This window comes from Dinoroseobacter sp. PD6 (assembly GCF_028807315.1).
GTDB lineage: Bacteria > Pseudomonadota > Alphaproteobacteria > Rhodobacterales > Rhodobacteraceae > Dinoroseobacter > Dinoroseobacter shibae.
Genome location: NZ_JARAMN010000004.1, coordinates 1 through 21,101 on the forward strand (window position 1 = coordinate 1; position 21,101 = coordinate 21,101).

21 protein-coding genes are annotated in these 21,101 nt (G+C 67.5%); 5 read left to right on the forward strand and 16 right to left on the reverse strand.

What is annotated here, in order from left to right:
• Positions 1-96: 96 nt before the first annotated feature.
• The 11 genes from PVW48_RS08045 to PVW48_RS08095 all read right to left on the reverse strand — a co-directional run bounded on the left by PVW48_RS08045 (position 97) and on the right by PVW48_RS08095 (position 10,824).
• On the reverse strand, positions 97-1,242 hold the full coding sequence (locus PVW48_RS08045) for a M56 family metallopeptidase (RefSeq protein ID WP_274580981.1): 1,146 nt from the start codon (positions 1,240-1,242) through the stop codon (positions 97-99).
• Entirely contained in the window at positions 1,217-1,624 is a 408-nt protein-coding gene (locus PVW48_RS08050) for a BlaI/MecI/CopY family transcriptional regulator (RefSeq protein WP_274580982.1), read from the reverse strand. The genes PVW48_RS08045 and PVW48_RS08050 overlap by 26 nt, the downstream gene beginning before the upstream one ends.
• Positions 1,625-1,662: 38 nt before the next feature.
• Positions 1,663-2,061 carry a DUF2160 domain-containing protein gene (locus PVW48_RS08055; protein WP_274580983.1) on the reverse strand — a complete coding sequence of 133 codons (399 nt, stop codon included), beginning with the start codon at positions 2,059-2,061 and terminating at the stop codon, positions 1,663-1,665.
• The gene (locus tag PVW48_RS08060; RefSeq protein WP_012179792.1) at positions 2,061-2,858 is read right to left on the reverse strand and encodes a carbohydrate ABC transporter permease; all 798 of its coding nucleotides are present in this window, start codon (positions 2,856-2,858) and stop codon (positions 2,061-2,063) included. The genes PVW48_RS08055 and PVW48_RS08060 overlap by 1 nt, the downstream gene beginning before the upstream one ends.
• Positions 2,855-3,718 (reverse strand): carbohydrate ABC transporter permease, encoded by an 864-nt coding sequence (locus tag PVW48_RS08065; RefSeq protein WP_274580984.1) that lies wholly within the window; start codon positions 3,716-3,718, stop codon positions 2,855-2,857. The genes PVW48_RS08060 and PVW48_RS08065 overlap by 4 nt, the downstream gene beginning before the upstream one ends.
• Positions 3,715-4,788, reverse strand: coding sequence for an ABC transporter ATP-binding protein (locus tag PVW48_RS08070; RefSeq protein WP_012179790.1), 1,074 nt, complete (start codon positions 4,786-4,788; stop codon positions 3,715-3,717). The genes PVW48_RS08065 and PVW48_RS08070 overlap by 4 nt, the downstream gene beginning before the upstream one ends.
• 1 nt (position 4,789) lies before the next feature.
• Positions 4,790-5,851 carry an ABC transporter ATP-binding protein gene (locus PVW48_RS08075; RefSeq protein ID WP_274580985.1) on the reverse strand — a complete coding sequence of 354 codons (1,062 nt, stop codon included), beginning with the start codon at positions 5,849-5,851 and terminating at the stop codon, positions 4,790-4,792.
• Between the two features lie 72 nt (positions 5,852-5,923).
• A complete protein-coding gene (locus PVW48_RS08080; RefSeq protein ID WP_012179788.1) occupies positions 5,924-7,663 on the reverse strand; it encodes an ABC transporter substrate-binding protein in 1,740 nt (579 codons plus the stop codon).
• A gap of 154 nt (positions 7,664-7,817) precedes the next feature.
• Positions 7,818-8,819, reverse strand: coding sequence for an ABC transporter substrate-binding protein (locus PVW48_RS08085; RefSeq protein ID WP_274580986.1), 1,002 nt, complete (start codon positions 8,817-8,819; stop codon positions 7,818-7,820).
• A complete protein-coding gene (locus PVW48_RS08090; protein ID WP_274580987.1) occupies positions 8,789-10,162 on the reverse strand; it encodes a sensor histidine kinase in 1,374 nt (457 codons plus the stop codon). Before PVW48_RS08090 ends, PVW48_RS08085 begins: the two co-directional genes overlap by 31 nt.
• Positions 10,159-10,824, reverse strand: coding sequence for a response regulator transcription factor (locus tag PVW48_RS08095; RefSeq protein WP_274581240.1), 666 nt, complete (start codon positions 10,822-10,824; stop codon positions 10,159-10,161). Before PVW48_RS08095 ends, PVW48_RS08090 begins: the two co-directional genes overlap by 4 nt.
• Before the next feature lie 101 nt (positions 10,825-10,925).
• On the opposite strand from PVW48_RS08095, the gene PVW48_RS08100 reads away from it, so the two are divergent.
• The 5 genes from PVW48_RS08100 (at position 10,926) to PVW48_RS08120 (ending at position 15,937) form a co-directional block, all read left to right on the forward strand.
• Positions 10,926-11,906, forward strand: coding sequence for a tripartite tricarboxylate transporter substrate binding protein (locus PVW48_RS08100; RefSeq protein ID WP_012179784.1), 981 nt, complete (start codon positions 10,926-10,928; stop codon positions 11,904-11,906).
• An 80-nt stretch (positions 11,907-11,986) separates the two neighbouring features.
• A complete protein-coding gene (locus tag PVW48_RS08105; RefSeq protein ID WP_274580988.1) occupies positions 11,987-12,475 on the forward strand; it encodes a tripartite tricarboxylate transporter TctB family protein in 489 nt (162 codons plus the stop codon).
• Positions 12,476-12,478: 3 nt separating this feature from the next.
• Positions 12,479-13,996 carry a tripartite tricarboxylate transporter permease gene (locus PVW48_RS08110; protein WP_012179782.1) on the forward strand — a complete coding sequence of 506 codons (1,518 nt, stop codon included), beginning with the start codon at positions 12,479-12,481 and terminating at the stop codon, positions 13,994-13,996.
• Entirely contained in the window at positions 13,986-15,176 is a 1,191-nt protein-coding gene (locus tag PVW48_RS08115; RefSeq protein WP_274580989.1) for a CaiB/BaiF CoA transferase family protein, read from the forward strand. Before PVW48_RS08110 ends, PVW48_RS08115 begins: the two co-directional genes overlap by 11 nt.
• Positions 15,173-15,937, forward strand: coding sequence for a citryl-CoA lyase (locus tag PVW48_RS08120; RefSeq protein WP_274580990.1), 765 nt, complete (start codon positions 15,173-15,175; stop codon positions 15,935-15,937). The genes PVW48_RS08115 and PVW48_RS08120 overlap by 4 nt, the downstream gene beginning before the upstream one ends.
• An 18-nt stretch (positions 15,938-15,955) precedes the next feature.
• Here PVW48_RS08120 and PVW48_RS08125 read toward each other — a convergent pair whose 3' ends face one another.
• From PVW48_RS08125 to PVW48_RS08145, 5 genes are read right to left on the reverse strand one after another with little or no spacing between them, the layout of a single operon-like run.
• The gene (locus tag PVW48_RS08125; protein WP_274580991.1) at positions 15,956-17,200 is read right to left on the reverse strand and encodes a hypothetical protein; all 1,245 of its coding nucleotides are present in this window, start codon (positions 17,198-17,200) and stop codon (positions 15,956-15,958) included.
• Entirely contained in the window at positions 17,197-18,708 is a 1,512-nt protein-coding gene (locus PVW48_RS08130) for a vWA domain-containing protein (protein WP_274580992.1), read from the reverse strand. Before PVW48_RS08130 ends, PVW48_RS08125 begins: the two co-directional genes overlap by 4 nt.
• Positions 18,705-19,691 (reverse strand): VWA domain-containing protein, encoded by a 987-nt coding sequence (locus PVW48_RS08135; protein ID WP_274580993.1) that lies wholly within the window; start codon positions 19,689-19,691, stop codon positions 18,705-18,707. The genes PVW48_RS08130 and PVW48_RS08135 overlap by 4 nt, the downstream gene beginning before the upstream one ends.
• Positions 19,688-20,161, reverse strand: coding sequence for a DUF4381 domain-containing protein (locus tag PVW48_RS08140; protein WP_274580994.1), 474 nt, complete (start codon positions 20,159-20,161; stop codon positions 19,688-19,690). Before PVW48_RS08140 ends, PVW48_RS08135 begins: the two co-directional genes overlap by 4 nt.
• Positions 20,158-21,093, reverse strand: a complete 936-nt coding sequence (locus PVW48_RS08145) for a DUF58 domain-containing protein (RefSeq protein WP_012179775.1) — start codon at positions 21,091-21,093, stop codon at positions 20,158-20,160. The genes PVW48_RS08140 and PVW48_RS08145 overlap by 4 nt, the downstream gene beginning before the upstream one ends.
• Positions 21,094-21,101: the final 8 nt, after the last annotated feature.

The following is a 21,101-nucleotide window of genomic DNA, read 5'->3' on the forward strand; positions in this document are numbered from 1 at the left end:
GACACACGCGGATCACATGTTTCGTGAGCGGGCGTTTCGGGGCGGGAGCGGGGTGGGGGGCGTGAACAGCCCTTCCCGACGGGGAAGATGGGGTGTCTAGCGGGACATGGGGGCGACGCCGAGCAGGCCGCTGGCCGCGGTGGCGCGGCCCTGCTGCCGGGTGATGGCGTCGAGGCGTTCGAGATTGACGATGGTCGACAGCATCAGGCGATCCTGGCTCCAGTCACCCGGGGCGCGCACGGTGGCGGCGATGCTGCCGATGCCCAGGGCAAGGACCAGCGCCAGCGCGGCCAGCATGGGCCGGGTGTGGCGGAAGCTGGGCAGGCGGTAGAGCGACAGGATGCGATGCTCCAATACGCGCTTGGGCGTGTTCGGCGCCACCGACACGAAGGCCACCCGGGCAAGGGCGGGGCCGGTCCGGCGACGCGCGCAGAAGGTCAGCAAACAGGCCGCGTACTCGTGCGGCGTGATGCAGCGAGAGGCGAGGACCCTCTGGTCACAGCTCAGCTCGCGCAGTTTCTCGAACGCGCGTTTCCACAAGATGAAGGCCGGGTTCCAGAACACCAGGGGACGGAGGGCTTCCAGCGCCAGCTCCCATTCCACGTCGCCCGCGCGCAGATGCTGGAACTCGTGGGCGAGCACCACGCGCAGGTCACGGGGCCGGGTCAGCAGGCTGGTGGGCAGGACCACATGCCGCCGCCGCAAACCGCGTGCCGCGAAGGGCACGGTGATTCGATCCGAGAGCCGGATATCCACCCGCCCGGTGCGCCGCCACAGGTAGCTGTCGGCCAGGGTGCGCCGGACGCAGAGGGCGGAACGCAGCAGCCGGAGGGTCAACGCAACACTCACCACCGCGAAGCCCGCCAGCAGCGGTGCGGCCCAGGAAACCTTCCCCGCGGAGAAGGTTTCCACAAATGTTCTGCGGGTATTCAGCAGGGCCTCGAAGTCCACCGCAGGCATCGCGATGCTGCCGCCGAGATATGCCGCCACGGCAATGTCGCTGAGCGTCGTTGGAGTGTCGGGGGCGAGATAGTTTCCCAAACTGGTGAAACCGAGGCCGAGAATCGGGCTCAGAAGGGTGATCAGCAGCACCGTCTTGAGCAAACCGGCCTGGAACCCGTGGTCGTGGCGCAGGGCCGTGCGCTGCAGAAAAAATTGCGCAACACGCCAGAGGCAGAAAGCCAGCAGCAGCAAAATATTCGCGTCAATGAACAAATCAATCGCGGGGGTCATCGCCGTCATCCTGGAGCCTCCTCTCCACCAGCGCCCGAATATCCTCCAGATCCGAGGCGCTCAGCCCCGCATCATCCACCAACCGTGCCACAAGACTGGCCGGTGTGTCGTCAAAAAGCGTGCGCGACAGATTTTGCAGCGACCGGGTCTGATAGGCGTCCTTTTCCAGCACGGGGGTATAGATGAGCGTCTTGCCCTCCTTGCGGCTGGAGACGAACCCCTTGTCGTCGAGAATGCGCAGGATGGTCGCCCCGGAGGTATAGGCGAGGTTGCGCTCCGGTGGCAGCCGGTCCAGCACGTCGCGCACGCCGCCCTCGCCCAGGGCCCAGAGCTCGGTCATGAATTCCAGTTCGACATCGGTCAGCAGGTGGGCGGGTTTTTTCTTGCGCATGGGTTCCGGGCCTGGGTGGTTTCGGGGGCGGCGGTCGCTCAGACCTTCCAGAAGGTGAAGATGCCCCAGGCGATGGCGAGGGCAAGCGGGGTCCAGATCGGTTGGCCGATAAAGCCGAGCCAGGCGAGGAAGATGTAGACCGAGCCGAGCAGGGTGATGAAAAGCCGGTCGCCCAGGGTGGTGGTCAGGCCGAGCACGCCCTTGCGCTCCAACCCGTCCTTGTACTTGAACCCCTCCATCAGGCCGATAACGGCGATGGCCGAGAAGATGCCGATGAAGACGGCGAGGGTCGCGGGCGTCCAGGCCATCCAGAAGTCGGGCCAGAGCGGGTCGGTCCAGGAGAAGCCTTTCTCTTCGGGTTGGCCGACATTGCCCCAGCCGGCCTGTTGGGCGGCGGCCATGCCGGGGGTCAGGAGCATCAGGATCAGAGCGCGCATCACACCCTCCCCATCGCGAAGCCGCGCGCGATGTAGTTGCGCACGAAATAGATCACGATCGCGCCGGGGATGATGGTCAGCGTTCCGGCCGCGGCCAGCAGGCCCAGCTCGTAGCCCGCGCTGGAGGCCGTGCGGGTCATCACCGCGGCGATGGGCTTGGCCTCGACCGCCGTGAGGGTCTTGGCCAGCAGCATCTCCACCCAGGAGAACATGAAGCAGAAGAACGCCGCCACGCCTACGCCCGCGCCGATATTGGGCAGGAAGATCTTGATGAAGAAGCGCGGGAAGGAGTAGCCGTCGACATAGGCGGTCTCGTCGAGTTCCTTGGGGATCGAGCGCATGAACCCTTCGAGGATCCAGACCGCCAGGGGCACGTTGAACAGTGTATGGGCGAGCGCCACGGCGAGGTGGGTGTCGAAGATCTTCACCGAGGAATAGAGCTGGAAGAACGGCAGGGCGAAGACCGCCGCGGGCGCCATGCGGTTGGTGAGCAGCCAGAAGAACAGCTGCTTGTCGCCAAGAAACCGGTAGCGCGAGAAGGCATAGGCCGCGGGCAGGGCCACCGCCACCGACAGCACGGTATTCAGCGACACGTAGATGATCGAGTTGATATAGCCCCAGTACCAGGTCGGGTCGGTGAAGATGGTGATGTAGCTGTCCAGCGTGAAGGTTTGCGGGAAGAGCGTGAAGCCCGCCAGGATCTCGTTCGTGGTCTTGAACGACATCGTCACCAGCCAGTAGATCGGCAGCATCAGGAACAGGATGTAGAAGATCGGGATGAGACTGCGTTTTCTCATTTCGGGTCATCCTTGGTCATCAGGGTGTAGAAGACCCAGCTCACCAGCAGGGTGATGGCGAAGTAGATCAGGCTCATGGCCGCCGCCGGGCCGAGGTCGAACTGCCCCAGGGCGATCTTCACCAGGTCGATGGACAGCAGCGTGGTGGAGTTGCCCGGCCCCCCGCCGGTGAGCACGAAGGGTTCGGTGTAGATGTTGAAGCTGTCCATGAAGCGCAGCAGGATCGCGATGGTCAGCACGGTCTTCATCTTGGGCAGCTGGATATAGCGGAACACGGCCCAGGGCGAGGCGCCGTCGATCTTGGCCGCCTGGTAGTAGGCGTCGGGGATCGACACCAGGCCCGCGTAGCACAGCAGCACCACAAGCGAGGTCCAGTGCCACACATCCATGACGATCACGGTGATCCAGGCCGCCAGCGGGTCCTGGGTCATGTCGTAATTCACGCCCAGCACATCGTTCATGAAGTACCCCAGCATCCCGATCTTGGGCAGGGCGAAGATGTTCCACATCGCCCCCACCACGTTCCACGGGATCAGCATCGGCAGCGCCATCAGCACGAGGCAGACGGGCACCCAGATCCCCTTGCGCGGCATGGACAGGGCCACGATGATGCCCAGCGGGATCTCGATCGCCAGGATGATCGCGGTGAACATGAACTGGCGTCCCAAGGCGGCCTGGAAGCGGTCGGAGCGGAGGATCTGCTCGAACCAATCCAGGCCCTGCCAGAAGAAGGTGTTGTTGCCGAAGGTTTCCTGCACCGAGTAGTTGACCACGGTCATCATCGGGACGAGCGCGTTGAAGGCCACCAGGAACAGGACCGGCAGCACGAAGAACCAGGCTTTCTGGTTTTCGGTTTTCATGGGCGGGCCTCCGTGGCGATCCATCCGTCGCGATAGACGCGGGTGTGTTCGGGGCGGAAGCTGAGATTGACGGGGCTTCCGGTGGGGGGCGGGGGCGTTTCGCTGACCGCCTTGACGCGGGTGTTGCCGACCATGGCGTCGAGCACGAAGTGCCGGCCCACGTCGGAGACCTTGACCAGCTGCGCGGGCAGGCCGGTCTCGCCCAGGCGGACGTATTCGGGCCGGATGCCGAGTTTGAGCGTGCCGCCGGTGCCGGTGGCGGGGCCTTCGAGCGCGACCTCGTGGCCCTCGAACACCGCGTGGTCGCCGCGCAGCTCGCAGGGCAGGACATTCATGCCGGGCGAGCCGATGAAATGGCCGACGAAGGTGTGCTGGGGGCGCTCGAAGAGCTCCACGGGGGTGCCGATCTGCACCACCTCGCCGTCCTGCATCACGACGACCTCGTCGGCGAAGGTCAGCGCCTCGGTCTGGTCGTGGGTGACGTAGATCATGGTGGCGCGCACCTTCTGGTGCAGCTCCTTGAGCTTGGAGCGCAGTTTCCATTTCAGGTGCGGGTCGATGACCGTCAGCGGCTCGTCGAACATCACGACATTCACGTCGTCGCGCACGAGGCCGCGGCCCATGGAGATCTTCTGCTTGTTGTCGGGGCCGAGGTTGGACGCCTTGGTGTCGAGCATGTCGGTCACCTCCAGCATCTCGGCGATCTCGCCCACGCGGGCCTCGATGGTGGCGGCGTCCACGCCCCGGTTCTTGAGCGGGAAGGCGAGATTCTGGCGCACGGTCATGGTGTCGTAGATCACCGGGAACTGGAACACCTGGGCGATGTTGCGCTGGTCGGGGGGCAGGCCGGTGACGTCGCGGTCGTCGAACAGGACCTGCCCCTCGGAGGGGGTCAGAAGCCCCGAGATGATGTTGAGAAGCGTGGATTTCCCGCAGCCCGAGGGGCCGAGCAGGGCATAGGCGCCGCCGTCGCGCCAGGTCACGTCGATCTCCTTGAGGGCGTAGTCCTCGGGGCCCTTGGGGGCGGGTACGTAGCTGTGCCGCAGCTTGGACAGTCGGATCTGCGCCATGTCAGGCCACCCTCTTTCCATCGGTGCCGAAATACCGGCAGTTCTCGGGGTTCATGTAGAAGACGTGCTCTTCGCCGACCTTGTAGGGGTGCACGCCATGGGCGAGGGAGACCCAGTCGGTGTCGCCGAGGCGGAAATGGGCACTGGATTCCGACCCTGACAGCTCGGTGACCAGCACCGTGCCGCGCAGCTCGACCTCGGCGTCATGGCTGCGCTGGGGTGTGACGCGGTGGGGGCGCACGGCGACGGTGTAGCGCCCGTCGGGCAGGGCGGCGGGCGGGCCCGAGACCTCCCACCCCGCGCCGTTCTGCATCCGCACCTGCGCGCCCTGCTTGGTGATCTCGGCGGCGTTGATCGGCGGGTCGGAGAACACGCGCGCGGCGGTCAGGTTCTCGGGCTCGCGATAGACCTGCGCGGTGGGGCCGAATTGCGTCACGCGCCCGTCATCCATCAGCGCGGTGCGCCCGCCGAGCATCAGCGCCTCTTCGGGCTCGGAGGTGGCATAGACCACGACCGCCCCGCGCCCGGCGAACAGCTCGGGCAGTTGCTCGCGCAGTTCCTCGCGCAGCTTGTAGTCGAGATTGGCGAGCGGCTCGTCGAGGAACACCGCGCGGCTGTCCTTGGCGATGGCGCGGGCCAGGGCCGTGCGCTGCTGCTGGCCGCCTGACAGCTCGTTGGGTTTGCGGTGGAGCATCGGGCGCAGTTGCAGAAGGTCGGCGGCCTCTTCCACGCGGCCCTGAATTTCGCTCTTGGCCATGCCTGCGACCCGCAGGGGGGAGGCGATGTTTTCAAAGACCGACATATGGGGGTAGTTGACGAAGAACTGGTGGACGAGGCTGATCTGGCGTTTCTGCGTGTTCAGCTTCGTGACGTCCTGCCCGCCCATGAGGACCTTGCCCGAGGCCATGGGGTCGAGACCGGCCATCAGCTTGATCAGCGAGGTTTTCCCGGTGCCCGTGGCGCCCAGAAGGACGTTGAATTCGCCGGGATGAAAGACCAGCGAGGTGGGTTTGATATGGGTGACGCGCCCGACGCGCTTGGTCACTTCCTGCAGCTCGATCATGCGCGATGCGCCCTGTTCCAATCCCAGAGAGGGGAGGGCCGCCGCGATACGGCGGCCCCCGGGTTCATGGCGTCACTGCGCCTGCCAGCGGGCGACAAGCTCGTCATAGTTGACGGTCTCGCCCTGGGGCTTCTCGTTGGCGAGCTTGGGCTTGGGCGAGCCGGGCTGGCTGAACCAGTACTCGGCGTCGCGCTCTTCGTTCAGGCGCGGGCCGCAGCCGCCATAGACACCGGCGGCCTCGTCAGCCTGCTGCATCCGGGCCATGGTGATGTCCATCTCCTCGGCGAGACGGTCCATGGCTTCCTGCGGGGTGAAGGCACCGGAGTTCACGTCCCCGATCTGCTGCCACCAGATCTGCGCCAGCTTGGGATAGTCCGGCACGTTGATGCCCGTGGGCGACCATGCGGTCCGGTCCGGGGAGCGGTAGAATTCCACCAGGCCGCCGAGCTTGGGCGCGCGTTCGGTAAAGCTCTCGTGGCGCACGCTGCTGTCGCGGATGAAGGTCAGGCCCACATGGGACTTCTTCACATCCACGGTCTTGGAGGTGACGAACTGGGCATAGAGCCAGGCCGCCTGTGCCCGGTCGGACGGGGTGGATTTCAGGAAGGTCCAGGAGCCGACGTCCTGGTAGCCGACCTTCTGGCCTTCGGTCCAGTAGGGGCCGTGGGGCGAGGGGGCCATCCGCCATAGCGGGTTGCCGTCGTCATCCACGGTGTTGTTGCCTTCGGATTTCGGCTTCACCATGTCGGCGGTGAAGGCGGTGTACCAGAAGATCTGCTGGGCGACGTTGCCCTGGCTGAGCGCGGGCAGCGACTGGTAGAAGTCGTAGCTGGCCGCCCCCGGAGGCGCGTAGTTCCGCAGCCATTCGTCCCATTTGCGGATCGCGTAGACCGCCGCCGGGCCATTGGCCGCCCCGCCGCGGGTGACGGAGGCGCCGACCGGGTTGCAGGTGCCCGCTTCCATGCGGATGCCCCATTCGTCCACGGGGACGCCGTTGGGCTCGCCCACGTCGCCGGCGCCGGCCATCGACAGCCACGCGTCGGTCATGCGCCAGCCGAGGTCCGGGGCGCGCTTGCCGTAGTCCATGTGGCCGTAGATGCGGACGCCGTCGATTTCCTGCACGTCGTTGGTGAAGAATTCGGCGATGTCCTCATAGGCGGACCAGTTCACCGGCACGCCCAGCTCGTAGCCGTATTTTTCCTTGAACGCGGCCTTGTTGGCTTCGTCGTCGAACCAGTCCTTGCGGAACCAGTAGAGGTTCGCGAATTGCTGGTCGGGCAGCTGGTAGAGGTTGCCGTCCGGGCCGGTGGTGAACTGGATGCCCATGAAGTCTTCGAGATCCAGTGTCGGCGAGGTCGTCGCCGCCCAGTCGCCCGCCATCTGCTCGGTCAGGTTGTAGGCCAGTTGCAGCCGCGAGTGGGTGCCGATCAGGTCGCTGTCATTGACGTAGCCGTCATAGAGGTTGCGCCCGGTCTGCATCTGGGTCTGCACCGCCTGGACCACTTCGCCCTCGCCGAGGATCTGGTGGTTGACCTTGATGCCGGTGATTTCCTCGAAGGCCCGGGTGAGGACCTCGGATTCGTAGCTGTGGGTCGGAATGCCTTCCGACAGCACGTTGATTTCCATCCCGGCGAACGGTTCGGCCGCCTGGATGAACCAGCGCATCTCTTCGAGTTGCTCTTCCTTGCTGAGCGTGGATGGCTGGAATTCTTCGTCGATCCAGCGTTGGGCCGCGGCCTCGTCGGCCATAGCTCCGCTTTGCCCCGCGATGACAGCGCCAGCTGCCACGGCGGAGAGTAGATACTTGCGCATCGGTCTCCTCCCAAATGGTCTTGTCTGGCCTCCACCAGACCGCCCAAGCGTGCCGTCCCGGAGATCGTCTTGTCAAACTAAATTTTTAGTATGAATTGGTCCGGGGGCGGGTCCGGATTGGTTTCGGTCGGAATAGTTATCGGGAAACAGGGGGTTACTGCAGGATCGCGCTTTCCCATTCCTCGACGAAGCCGCGCCGTTTGAACCGGTCGAGATAGACCAGAAGGGCCGGGCCGAGGTCGATCCGGCGCAGGGTGCCCTCGCCCGGGGTGGGCTGGACAGGGCGCAGGGCGCTGCCGTCGAAACTGCGCGCCAGCAGTCGGTCGATGAACTGCCCGGCGAGGGCCGGGTTGGGCGCGCGGGCCGGGATCAGCACCGAGCGCAGCATCAGCGTGGTGAAGTCCGCGGGCAGCACCACGGTGAAGGCGTCGCGGTCCGCGCGTTTCAGGGCGTAGCTGGCCAGCACGTTGTAGGCGATGGCCAGCTCGCCCGAGACCACCGCGTCGATCATGTCCGACGAGCAGCAATAGAGCTTGGCGTTCAGGCCGCCGAGCACCTCGGTCAGGCGCCAGTATGTTTCGGATGTGCGGGCGTCCTGGGTGGCGAAGAGGTAGCCCAGCCCGGAGCGGCGCACGTCATAGGTGCCGACGCGGTCGCGGAACCGCTCGGGGTTCTCGCGCAGGGTGGCGATCAGGTCCTGGCGATTGCGGGGGATCGCCATGTCCGCGAAGGCGGCGTTGGACACGACGATGGCGGCGGGTTCCTGGGTGAAGGCGAAGACCTCGTCGTTCCAGGCGGCCCAGTCGGGCAGCCCCGCGGTGATGTCGGAGCGATGGGCCAGTGCACCGCCGTCATTGGCGAACTTGATCTGCAGGTCCATGGCGCTGGAAATCGCGAGGTCGAAGTCGCGCGCGCCGGTTTCCAGCTCGGCCATCAGGTCGGCGGAGCTGACGACCGTGTAGGCCACGGCGAGGTCGGTGCGGCCCGCGAGGAAGGCCTCGATGTTCGGCTTGAAGAAGGCGGTGTCCGCGGTGGAGATGATTTCGAGCGTCGTGGAGGCGTCCTCCGGGCCGAAACGCTGGTAATCCTCGATCTCCAGCGCGGCGGCGGGCAGGGCCGTCAGGCTCAGGCAGATGGAAAGGATACCGAGACGCATGCGCCACCTTCGGGTCTGTTGGACAGGGAGAGGGTGCCACCGTGCACGCGAATGACCTCTTCGGCAATCGTCAGGCCGAGGCCGGAGCCGACGATGTCGCCCACATCTGGGCCGCGCACGAAGCGGTCGGTCAGCGGGGCGGTGGGGTTTTCGGGAAAGCCCGGGCCGTCATCGGCGATGGTCAGGACCGGGCCGGTGTCGGTGCGGTGGATGGCGATGTCGATGCGCCCCTCGGGAGGCGTGTATTTCAGCGCATTGTCCAGCAGGTTCGCCAGGGCGTTCTGCAACAGGATCAGGTCGCCGCGCAGATGGGGGTCGCCATGGGTGGCGACGGCGATCTCGATCTCCTTCAGCTCGGCCATGGGGCGGACCCGGGCGACCGCGTCCTGGGCCAGCGCGCTGAGCGAGACGTCTTCGTCATCGAGCGAATCCGCGCGGAAGCTGACCATGGCGTGATCGAGCAGCTGGCCGGCCGTGCGCGAGGTCTCGTCGATGGCGCGGATCACTTCGCGCAGGTTCTGGCGGTTCTCGGGGGTCTCGGCGCGGCGCATGCCGATCTCGGCCTGGGTGCGGACGATGGCCAGCGGGGTGCGGACCCGGTGCGCAGCCTCGGCGATGAAATCCTCGGACCGCGATAGCGAGGTCTGCAGCCGCGTCATGAAGCTGTTGAGGGTCGCCACGAGCGGGGCCATTTCGCGCGGCACCTCGGCGCTGACCGGGCGCAGGTCGGCGGGACCGCGCCGGGACAGGGAGCGGGTCAGGCGGTTGACCGGGCGGATGGTCATGTTCGCGACCACCAGCGCCAACGCCGCGGTCAGCACGAAGAAGCCCGCGCCGATCCCCACCGCCATGGCGGAGATCCGCCCCAGGGTGGCGCGCTGCCCCTTCAGGGTCTGGGCGACGGACACTTCGAGCGTCGAGGACCCCTCCAGCACGGAAAACGGGCGCCGGATCGTCGCGATCCGAACCTCGTCGCCCAGGAATTCCGCCGAGCGCAGGGATGTGGCGCCGGTGTCCCGGTCACGGGGCAGGCCGCCATAGCCGGTCAGGAATTCGTCACCCAGCCAGATGGCGTAGAACACGCGTTCATCGGTGGTGCTGCCCAGCATGGAGAAGGCGAAGTAGGGGATATCCACCCTGATCTCGCCGCCCCGCACGCGGGTATTGTCCACGATGGAGACTGCCGAGGCGGTCAGGATGTTGTCGAGGCTTTCCTGGGCCAGCTGGCGGGCTACGGACTGCACCACGAAATAGAGGATCACGGCCGTCGCCGCCGCCCCCGCCAGCAGGTAGGTCAGCAGGCGCTGGCGGATCGACGTGGTCGGGCGCAGCAGGGCGATCATGGCAGGTCCAGCTTGTAGCCGAGCCCGCGCACGGTCGTGATCCGGACTGAGCTGTGCTCCAGGTGTCGCCGCAGGCGGGCGACATAGACCTCGATCGCGTTCTCGGTCACATCCTCGTCGAAGGAGAACAGCCGGTCCACCAGGGCCGGTTTCGAGAAGATCTGTCCCGGCGCGTTGGCGAAGGTCTCGAACAGGCGCAGCTCCCGGGTGCGGAGCTGGACGACGCCGCCCGCGGTCTCGAGCGTGCCCGCGAGCGCGTCGAACACCAGGTCCGCGAGGGCGAGCCGGTTGGCCGCCGACCCGCCGCGGCGGCGCAGGACCGCCCGGCACCGGGCTTCGAGTTCGGAGAAATCGATCGGCTTGACCATGTAGTCGTCGGCCCCGAGATCGAGGATGCTGACCCGGTCGGAGACCTCGGAGCGTGCGGTCAACACGATGACCGGGGTCGCCTCGGCGGTCTCGCGGCAGCGGCGCAGGAAGGCGCGGCCATCCCCGTCGGGCAGCATGATGTCCAGCAGGATCAGGTCATAGGAGGTGGTCGCCATGAAATCCCAGGCCTCGGTCATGCTGTCGGCGTGATCGACAACATGACCGTCGAGGCTCAGCCGGTCGACCACGGCCCGGGCGAGCGGGGCATGGTCCTCGATCAGCAGGAATCGCATCGGGTCCAGTTTTCTCCGGCGTGTCAGGTTTGTGTCAGCTTCGAGTGCCACACAGGGTTCATGGGCGGCGCAGGCCGCTTTTGTCAAATGGGAGGACACACATGACACTCGAATTCACGCGTCGGACGCTGATCGCGGCGGCCGCGGCACTTGCGATGACCGGCGGGGCCCATGCGGAAGGGGAGCAGATGCTGGAGAGCATCCATTTCCTGATCCCCGGTGGCGCAGGCGGCGGCTGGGACGGCACCGCACGCGGCACGGGCGAGGCGCTGACCAAGGCCGGTCTGGTGGGCTCGGCGTCCTATGAGAACATGTCCGGCGGCGGCGGCGGCAAGGCCATCGCCTATCTGATCGAGAACGCCAACAGCAGCCATGGCACCTTGATGGTCAACTCGACCCCCATCGTGATCCGGTCGCTGACGGGCGAGATTTCCCAGAGCTTCCGCGACCTGACCCTCGTGGCCGGCACCATCGGCGACTACGCGGCCATCGTGGTCGGCAAGGACAGCCCGATCAATTCCATGGCGGACCTGATCGCGGCCTATGACGCGGACCCGAACGCGACCGCGGTCGGCGGCGGCTCGGTGCCCGGCGGGATGGATCACCTGGTGGCGGCCATGGTAATGGAAGCGGCGGGCAAGGATGCGCTGGGTGTGAAGTACATCCCCTATGACGCCGGCGGCAAGGCCATGGCGGCGCTGCTGTCGGGCGAAATCGCGGCCCTGTCCACCGGGTTTTCCGAAGCGATCGACCTGGCCGAGGCCGGCGAGGTCAAGATCATCGGCGTGACCGCGCCGGAGCGCGTGGCCGCCTATGACAGCGCCCCGACGATGGTCGAGCAGGGCATCGATACGACCTTCGTCAACTGGCGCGGGTTCTTCGCGGCGCCGGGCCTGCCGGAGGAGCAGCTTGCGGCCTACCAGGCGACGCTGGAGAAGATGTACGACACCCCCGAGTGGGAAGAGGTTCGGGCCCGCAACGGCTGGGTCAACATCCACAACAGCGGCGCGGATTTCCAGAGCTTCCTCGAAGCCCAGGAAGCCCAGATCGGCGATCTGATGAAGAAGCTCGGCTTCCTCTGAGCCCGGGCGCATGACCTTGGGGTGAGGCGGGAGCATAACCCGCCCGCCCCGTTTCAAACGACTTTACGGGAGGGATGGACATGGCGCTCGATCGCTGGATTGCGCTTGTTTTGCTGGGGGTGTGCCTGATCTACGGCTACACGGCCTGGTTCACGATGGATGCCGATCTTGCCCCGTTCATGCGGCGCAATCCGATCTGGCCCTCGACATTTCCCAAGGTTCTGTCGGTGCTGGGCGCCTTGGCCGCGTTGGTGATCCTGCTGGGGCTCGAAGGGCCGCAGAAGCCACCCAAGGCGGGCGACATCGATTACCGGCGGCTGGGCGATTACAAGATCGGGCAGGCGGCCCTGCTGCTGGGGCTGATGGTGGGCTATGCGCTGCTGCTGCGTCCGGCGGGGTTTTTGGTGTCGACCACGTCCTTTCTGATCCTCGGCTCGGTGATCCTCGGCGAGCGGAACTGGCCGGTGATGATCGGTGTGGCGGTCGTGGCGACCGGGGCGATCTGGTACCTGGTGCAGGAGGTGCTGGGCATCTTCCTGCGTCCGCTGCCGATGTTCCTGGGGGTGTGAGAGATGCTTGAGGGACTCCTGATCGGCCTGCAGACGGCCTTTTCGATCCAGAACCTGGCGATGGTGATCGGCGGCTGCCTGATCGGCACTTTCATCGGCATGCTGCCGGGGCTCGGCCCGATGTCGATCATCGCGATCATGATCCCCGTGGCGATCTCGCTCGGCGATCCGTCGGCGGCGCTGATCCTGCTGGCCGGGGTGTATTACGGTGCGATTTTCGGCGGCTCGACCTCGTCGATCCTGCTGAATGCGCCGGGGGTGGCGGGCACGGTCGCCACCAGTTTCGACGGCTACCCGATGGCGCAGCAAGGCAAGGCGGGCAAGGCGCTGACCATCGCCGCCATCGCGTCGTTTGCCGGTGGTACCATCGGCGCGATCCTGTTGATGGTGTTCGCGCCGGCGCTGTCGTCGGTGGCATTGCTGTTCCATTCGGCGGAGTATTTCGCGCTGATGGTGGTGGGGCTGTCGGCGATTGCGGCCTTTGCGGGCACGGGGCAGGTGGCCAAGGCGCTGTTGATGACGATCCTGGGGCTGATCATGGCCACGGTGGGCGAGGGGGCGCTGTTCGCCAGCCCGCGCTTCACCATGGGGTTGATGGACCTGCAATCGGGGTTCGGGTTCATCACGCTGGCGATGGCGATGTTCGCCCTGCCGGAGGCGTTGTTCCTGGTGATGAACCCGCTGCGCGCGGCCTCGGGCCAGGGCGGTGGCGAGATCAAGGACCTGCGCATCACCCGGGCGGAGGCGCGGTCCATCGCGCCGGTGATCGGGCGGCAGTCGGTTCAGGGGTTCTTCATCGGCGTGCTGCCCGGGGCGGGGGCCACCATTGCCTCGTTCCTGGGCTACGCGGTGGAGCGCAACATCGCGTCGAAGGACGAGCAGGCCGAGTTCGGCAAGGGGTCGGTCAAGGGGCTGGCCGCGCCGGAGACCGCCAATAACGCGGCCTGCACCGGGTCCTTCGTGCCGCTGCTGACACTGGGCATTCCGGGGTCGGGGACCACGGCGATCCTGCTCGGTGCGCTGCTGGCGCTGAACGTGTCGCCGGGGCCGCGGTTGATGATCGACGCGCCGGAGATCTTCTGGGCGGTGATCATGTCGATGTTCATCGGCAATCTGGTCCTGCTGATCCTGAACCTGCCGCTGATCCCCTATATCGCCAAGATCCTGTCGGTGCCGCGGAACTACCTGATCCCCTTCATTTTGTTCTTCACGCTGATGGGGGCCTATATCGGGCAAAACAACGCGACCGAACTGCTGTTGCTGGTGGGTTTCGGGATCTGCGCGACCATCCTGAAATTCGCGGATTACCCGCTCGCGCCGCTGCTGATCGGGTTCATCCTCGGGGGGCTGCTGGAGAACAACTTCTCCCGCGCGATGCAGCTTTACGACGGGATCAGCTTCATCTGGGAGCGGCCTATGACCCTTGGCCTGCTGGTGATCGCGGCGCTGCTGATCATCCTGCCGAGCTACCGCAACCGCCGGGCCAAGGCCCGGGCGGCCGGGGTGGCCGATGGGGACTGAGACACGCGCGCCCGCGCCCCTTGCCGGGGTGCGGGTGCTGGACCTGACCAATGTGCTGGCCGGGCCTTATTGCGGCTATCAGCTGGCGCTGATGGGGGCGGAGGTGATCAAGGTCGAGCGCCCCGGCAGCGGTGATCTGGCCCGGCAGCTTGGGGCGGATCCGGCGCGCAACGCGGCCAATATGGGGATCAGTTTCCTGGCGCAGAACGCGCAGAAACGCTCGGTGACCCTCGACCTGAAGCACCCGCAGGGCAAGGCGTTGCTGCGGCGGCTGGTGGCGGGGTCCGACGTGCTGGTGGAGAACTTCCGGCCCGGGGTGATGGACCGGTTGGGGCTCGGCTACGACGTGCTGCGGCTGGATAATCCCGAGCTGGTCTATTGCGCGATTTCCGGGTTCGGGCAGGACGGGCCGCGCAAGGATGACCCGGCCTACGACCAGATCGTGCAGGGGGTTTCGGGGGTGATGTCGATCACCGGCGCGCCGGAGACTGCGCCTTGCAGGGTGGGCTATCCGGTGGCCGACACGTTCGGAGGCATGACCGCGGCTTTCGCCATTGCCGCGGCGCTGAATGCCCGGCCCCGTGGGGCGTTTCTGGACGTGTCGATGACAGAGGCGCTGCTGTCGAGCATGGGCTGGGTCGTGTCGAACTACCTGATCGGGGGGGTCGCGCCCGCACCCCATGGCAATGAGAATACGACCTCTGCCCCCTCGGGCACCTTCGCGACCGCGGATCAGCCGATCAACATCGCCGCGAACCGGGACAGCCAGTGGGAAAGCCTCGCCCGGCACCTGGGGTTGGAGGCGCTGCTGCGCCATCCGGATTATGCCACGCGGGAGGCGCGCAAGGCCCATCGCGACGCCCTGCGCGCGGAGTTGGAGCGCGTGTTGACCACCCGGGCGGCGCGGGACTGGGTGGCGGAGTTGAACGCGCTCGGTGTGCCCGCGGGGCAGGTGATGACCGTGCCCGAGGCGCTGGCCGAGCAGTCGGGGTTGATCGCGGAAGTGGCGTTGGCAGAGGAACGCTTGCCGCTTGCGGGCGCCCCCTGTCGAGTGGATGGGCGGCGTCCGGTCCCGGATGCGCCGCCCCCGACCTTGGGCGCGGATACGGAGCGGGTTCTGGCAGAACTGGGACTGCCCGGGGCGGAGATAGCAGCCTTGCGCGCGGAGGGCGTGATATGAGCGATGTGGCCGACTGGTGGCGGACCGAGATCATCGACATGGAGCCGGGGCGCATCCATCTGCGCGGCACCCCGATCCAGGAGTTGATCGGACAGGTCGGCCTTGCGGAGATGATCTGGCTGATGGTGCGGGGCGACCGGCCCGATGCGGCGCAGGCGCGGCTGTTCGAGGCCGCATTGGTCTCGGCGGTGGATCACGGGCCGCAGGCGCCGTCCATCGCGGCGGCGCGGATGGCGGTGACCTGTGGTCTGCCCCTGAACAATGCCATGGCAACGGCGGTCAACATGCTGGGCGATGTGCATGGCGGCGCAGGCGAGCAGGCGGTGGAGATGTTCCATGCGCTGCAGCGGGCTGAAAGCGTCGCGGCGGGGCTCGACGGCTGGATCGCGGCGCGGGGCAAGATCATTCCGGGCTATGGCCACCGGTTTCACACACCGGTCGATCCGCGCGCACCGCGGCTTATGGCGCTGACCCGGGAGGCGGTCGCCGCAGGCGCGTGTTCCGGCGCGTTCATGGCGCTGGGCGAAGCGGTGGCGGCGGAACTGGCCGCACGCAAGGGTCGGCCGATCCCGATGAATATCGACGGCGCAACGGCGGTGATCTATGCCGAGCTGGGCTTTGCCCCGCCACTCGCACGGGGGCTGTTCTGCTTGTCGCGGTCGGTGGGGATCCTCGCCCATGCCTGGGAGCAGCAGCAACAGGGTGGGCGCAACAAGGGGCCGACGCCGCCCCAATATCGCTGGACCTATGATGGGCCCTGAGCGCGGGGCGTGCGCGCCCTAGAACGGATTGAGCGCTGGCAGGGTCTGTTCGGCCTTGTGCACGCGGTGGGGGCGCAGGCCCGGCAGGGCCTTGTGCAGCGCGGCCCAGCGGGCGGTGATCGCGCCTTGATCGAGCGTGGCGCGGCCGAACCTGATTTCCGTGACCGCGTGGAGGGCCGCGTCGAGATCGGCGGGCCTTCGGGCCTCGGGGTGGTGCGTTTCGTAAAGGCGCAGCGCCTGCAGGCTCAAGGTGAGGTCGCGGGCCCCGACGGCCTGTTCCAGGGTCTTGTAGAGGTGCGCCTCGGAGACCTGCCGCGCCGCGCGGCGGGCCCTTGCCCGCGCGCGCAGGCCGGGGCCGAACCGCCGCCAGCCGAAAAACGCCGCGCTGCCCATGGCGATCAGGGCCAGAAGCCAGCCCGCGATCTGGCCCGGGTCCGGACGGAATGGGGCGGGGGGACCGGCGGCGACCTCGACCATGGTGCCGTCGAGCTCGATGGTTTCCACCGCCTTGGAGGACAGGTTGTACCAGGACAGGCTGAGGGGCGGCAGGGTGGCGGTGCCTTCGGCCAGGGCCACGTAGGTGACGGTTTCGGTGCGTGTGCCCGACAGGATCCCGCGGTTCTCGGACTCCTCCAGTACCGGCTCCTTGGGGTAGGGGCGCAGGGCCTCGGTGCCCTCGGTGCCCATCAGGGGCGGGATGAAGAGTGGCGGGGTGCCTTCGATCTTCACCACGATCTGGCGGGTGATCGCGTCGCCCACGGCCAAGTCGCCTTCGGGGAGGGTGATCTGCTGCGTCGCGGTCAGGTCGGAGGCGATCAGGGGCGGGTCCAGTCCTTCGGCCCCCTCGGGCAGGATCGCCTCGAACCGGATTTCCTCGGTCATCACCGTGGTGGTTTCCGGGGTCGCGCCGTCCGCGGCATAGGTGATCGCGACCTCTTGCGGAGGAAGCACGAAGGGGCCGGGGATCATCGGATAAAGGCTGTAGCTGCGGGTGATGCCGGACCAGGTTTCGCCATCGACCTGCTGGCTGGTGGGGGTTGTGGCGCGATCGTTGAGCCGCACCATCAGGTCGGGGATTTCGAAGCTGGGCAGGGATGGCGGGTCGGGCATGAAGCTGGGCACGAGCACGGTCAGCCGCAGGATCAGCGGTTGGCCGATCTCGGTCTCCTCCGCCGCAAGTTCGAGCCGCACTTGCGGGTCCTGGGCCGCGGCGGCGGACGGCAGGAGAAGGGCTATCCAGAGCCAGAGAAGGGCGCGCATCATTCCGGGGCCTCGGCGGATTCGATGCGGAAACGGGTGGCGAGGAAGTCGCTGACATCGGTGTCCACGGAGCGCATCCATTCCTCGGCGCTCTGGACCCCGTCGCCCGCGCCGGAACGTTCCACCTCGGTCTGTTCGCCGAGGCCGCTTTCGTTGTCCATGACCACGTCGTCGGCGCCGATGCCGGTCTCCTCGCCGGTGTCGGACTGGGACTGGGTGCTTTCCACCAGCGCCACGATGGCCTGGGCGACTTCGAGGTTCTGAGCGGCTTCGGGGTAGTCCGGGCGCAGCTCCAGCGCATGTTCGAAGGCGCGCACCCCGGCGCGGTATTCGCGGTTGCGCAGGCGGGCCATGCCCTCGCCGAAGGCGGCCTCGGCACTGTCGAGGGCGGCGTAGGCCTCGGCCGCGGCCTCGTACTGGCCGTCACGGAAGAGCGCCAGCGCGCGCCACATCGGGTCTTCGAACAGCGCGGCCGCGCGGTCGTAGTCCCGTGCCTCGAAGGCACGGCGGCCCTGCTGGTCCGGGGTCCAGAACCAGTCGGAGATGCCGTCGGCCCGGGCGGTTTGCGGCGTCGACAGGCCCGTGGCGAGGACCGCCAGCGCCGCCCACCGCATGGTCCAGCCGCGGCGGAACCAGATCAGCACGAGGAGGGCCGCGGGCCAGGCGAGCCACCAGCCGCGATCCTCCCAGAGTTGGGTGTCGTCCTCGGATTGCGCCGCGCGGTAGGCGGAGACCAGGGCGCGTTCGATCCGGTCGAGATCGCTGTCATCGGGGCTGAGGCGAACCACGGTCGCGCCGGGCAGCCCGTCGAGTTGCGGCAGGGTCACGGTATCGGGCGCGGCGGCCAGGATCGTGATCGGCGGCAGGTCCATCGCGGCGATGTTCGGGATCGCGTCGGGGGCCATGTCGTCGAGCACCATCAGGATCGCCCCGGCGGCCTCGGCGCGGGCGAGTTCATCGGTCGCGCGGGACAGGGCGGCGGCGGGGTCGTCGCCTTCCACCGGCATCACCGCCGGGCTCAACCCGTTGAGAAAGCTGGTCAGGATGCCGGGATCGGTGGTCAGGGGCACGACCCGGTGGGCGCTGCCGGCATAGGCGATGAGCGCGGTTTCCGCGCCCGCGCGGCGGGCCACCAGGTCGAGGATCTTGAACCGGGCGCGGTCGAGCCGGGTGGGCGACAGGTCGGTTTCGGTCATGGACGGGGTGAGTTTCAGCACCACCACCAGGGGCGCGGTCTCGGCCTGAAACGGGTCGGGCAGGCGCGACCAGGTGGGCCCGGAGACCGCCAGGGTCAAAAGGACCAGCGCCGCCGCGACCCCGTCGATCGGATAAAGCCGCCGCCGCCGGGAGGTCCCGGTCGCCAGGGCTTCGGCCAGGTGCGGCGCGAGGCCGGTAGTGGCCTGCGTGGCGGCCTGGGGCTTGGGCCGGATGCGCCACCACAGCAGCGCGATCACCGGCACGGCCAGCAACGCCCAGGGGCGGATCAGGTGGAAGGCGTCGAGCAGGCTCATCCCGCAGCCTCCGGTCGGCGCGTGGCATGGAGGAACCCGACCGTGCCGAGGCCGATCAGCAGGGCCAGCGCGAAGGGGATATGGGCCATCGGTTCGCGCGGCTGGTAGCTCGCGCTGTCGGTGACGCGGGGGTTCAGCGCGTCGATCTCGGCATAGATCTCCGACAGGCCCTCGACATCGTCCGCGAAGTAGAACGCCCCGCCGCCGCGGGTCGCGATGTCTTCCAGGGTCGCGGGGTCGAGCCGTTCCTCGCCGCTGCCATCGGGGTTGCCGACGCCGATGGTGTAGATCGTGATCCCCTCTTGCGCCGCGATTTGGGCGGCGTTGATCGGGGTCATCGTAGAGGCGGTGTCGGCCCCGTCGCTGAGCAGGATCAGCAGGCGTTCGTCGATCTCGCTGTCTTCGAAGCTGCGGATGGCGAGGCCTATGGCGTCCCCGATGGCGGTGTTCGGCCCGGCCATGCCGGTCTGCACCTGGTTGAGCAGTTCGACCACGCTGTCGAGATCCTCGGTGAACGGGGCCTGGATGAAAGGTTTCGCGCCGAAGACGATGAGCGAGATCCGGTCGCCCTCGCGCTCGGCCACGAAGGCGCCGACCACGTCCTTGACCGCTTGCAGGCGTTGCAGGCGGGTGCCGTCCGGGGCGGTCATGTCGCGGTCGTCCATGGAGCCGGAGATATCGACCGCCAGCACCAGGTCGCGCGCGGCGCTTGTGATCGTGATCGGCTCCCCCAGACGTTCGGGGCGGGCAAGACCGGTGATGAGCAGGATCCAGACGAGGCTCGCGGCCACCAGTTGCAGGCGGGAGCGGGCGAGGATCAGCGCCCCGTCGGAGGCGGGGCTGCCCACGGCCTCGGTCACTTGCCGGAAGAACGGGATGCGGGTGGCGCGGCTGCGGTCCCGGTGCGGCGGTGCGAAGCGCCAGACCAGGAGCGGCAGGGGCAGCAACAAGAGCACCCAGGGCGCGGCGAGGGTCAGGCTCATGGCTGCGCCCCCTCGTGGCGGGTGATCCAGTGTCGGGCCTTGGTCGCCAACCTTTTGGCGGGCGGCGCCTGCCGGTAGGGGGCCTGGGTCAGTGCCGTGCCCTCGGGGCTGGCCGCGAACCCGGTGCCGGGGGCGGTGCGGTCGAGAAAGGCGAGCCAATCGGGCCCGTGCAGGCCGGCCACCTCGGCCCGGGGGAAGGCGGCGAGCGCCGTGCGGCGCAGAAGGGCGGCGATCTGCACCGGGTCCTCGCCCGCATCCGCGAGCGCCTTGAGGGCCGCACGCCGATAGGCCGTCGCGCGGCGGTGGCGCCGCCAGGCCACAACCGCAAACGCGAGTGCGGTGAGCAGCGCGGCGCCGAGCACCCACCAGCCCGCGGTCTGGGGGGCGAGCGAGATCGGAGCAGGCTCGGCAATCGGGGTGAGCGCGTCGAACAGGTCCACCAGGTTCTGGGTGTCGAGCGTGTCGTTCATGTCCGCATCCCCCGTGCGCCCATCAGCTCCAGCATCTGCGGCAGGGTTTCCCGGGCGGTTGTCAGGGGCAGGACGGGGATGCCGAACTTCGTGGTCAGGCGCATCAACGCATCGAGGCGTGCGGACGCGAAGTCCTGCAGCTTGGCGCGGGTGTCGGAGGCGCCGAGGTCGATCTGGGCCTGCAACTGGCCGTCGGAGACCACGAAGGACAGGTCTGCGGGCAGCGTGTCGAGCGTTGGATCAGTGACGGTCACGACCACCACGTCATTGCGCCGCTTGATGTCGCGGAGCAGGGTTTCCGTGGTCTCGTCCCAGGCGTCGAAATCGCTGAACACCATGACCAGCCCGCCGGTCTTCACGATCCGGGCGGTGGCGGCGAGGGTCTGGTTCAGGGTCAGCCTGGAGTGTGGCGCGTAATCCGCCGACAGGGCCTGGTTGGCATTGGCCAGCGACGCGAGGAAGCGGTGCAGGGCGCGCGGCGTGCCCGTGGGGCGATGCTCGATCACCTCTTCGTCGGCGAAGACGATGCCGCCGACGCGGTCGCCCTGCTTGCGGATCGCGTGGGCGGCGATGGCGGCGGCCTCCGCGGCGGTGACGGATTTCATGTTCAGGACGCTGCCGAAGAACATCGACATGCGCTGATCCACGAGCAGCATCGCGGCGCGGTCGCGTTCCTCTGTATAGACGCGGATATAGGGTTTGCGGGTGCGGGCCGTGACCTTCCAGTCGATGGTGCGGATGTCGTCGCCCTGGGTGTAATGGCGCAGCTCTTCGAAGTTCAGCCCGCGCCCCTTGAGTCGCGAGGCGTGGCGGCCGTTGAGGATCGATTTCACGGGCTGCCTTGGCAGAAAGCGCAGGGCCGCCGCCCCGCTGCGCAGGGATTGCAGGTGGGGCAGGTCCACATGGATGCGGGTGTCGAGACCCGGGCGCATCGGGTCCT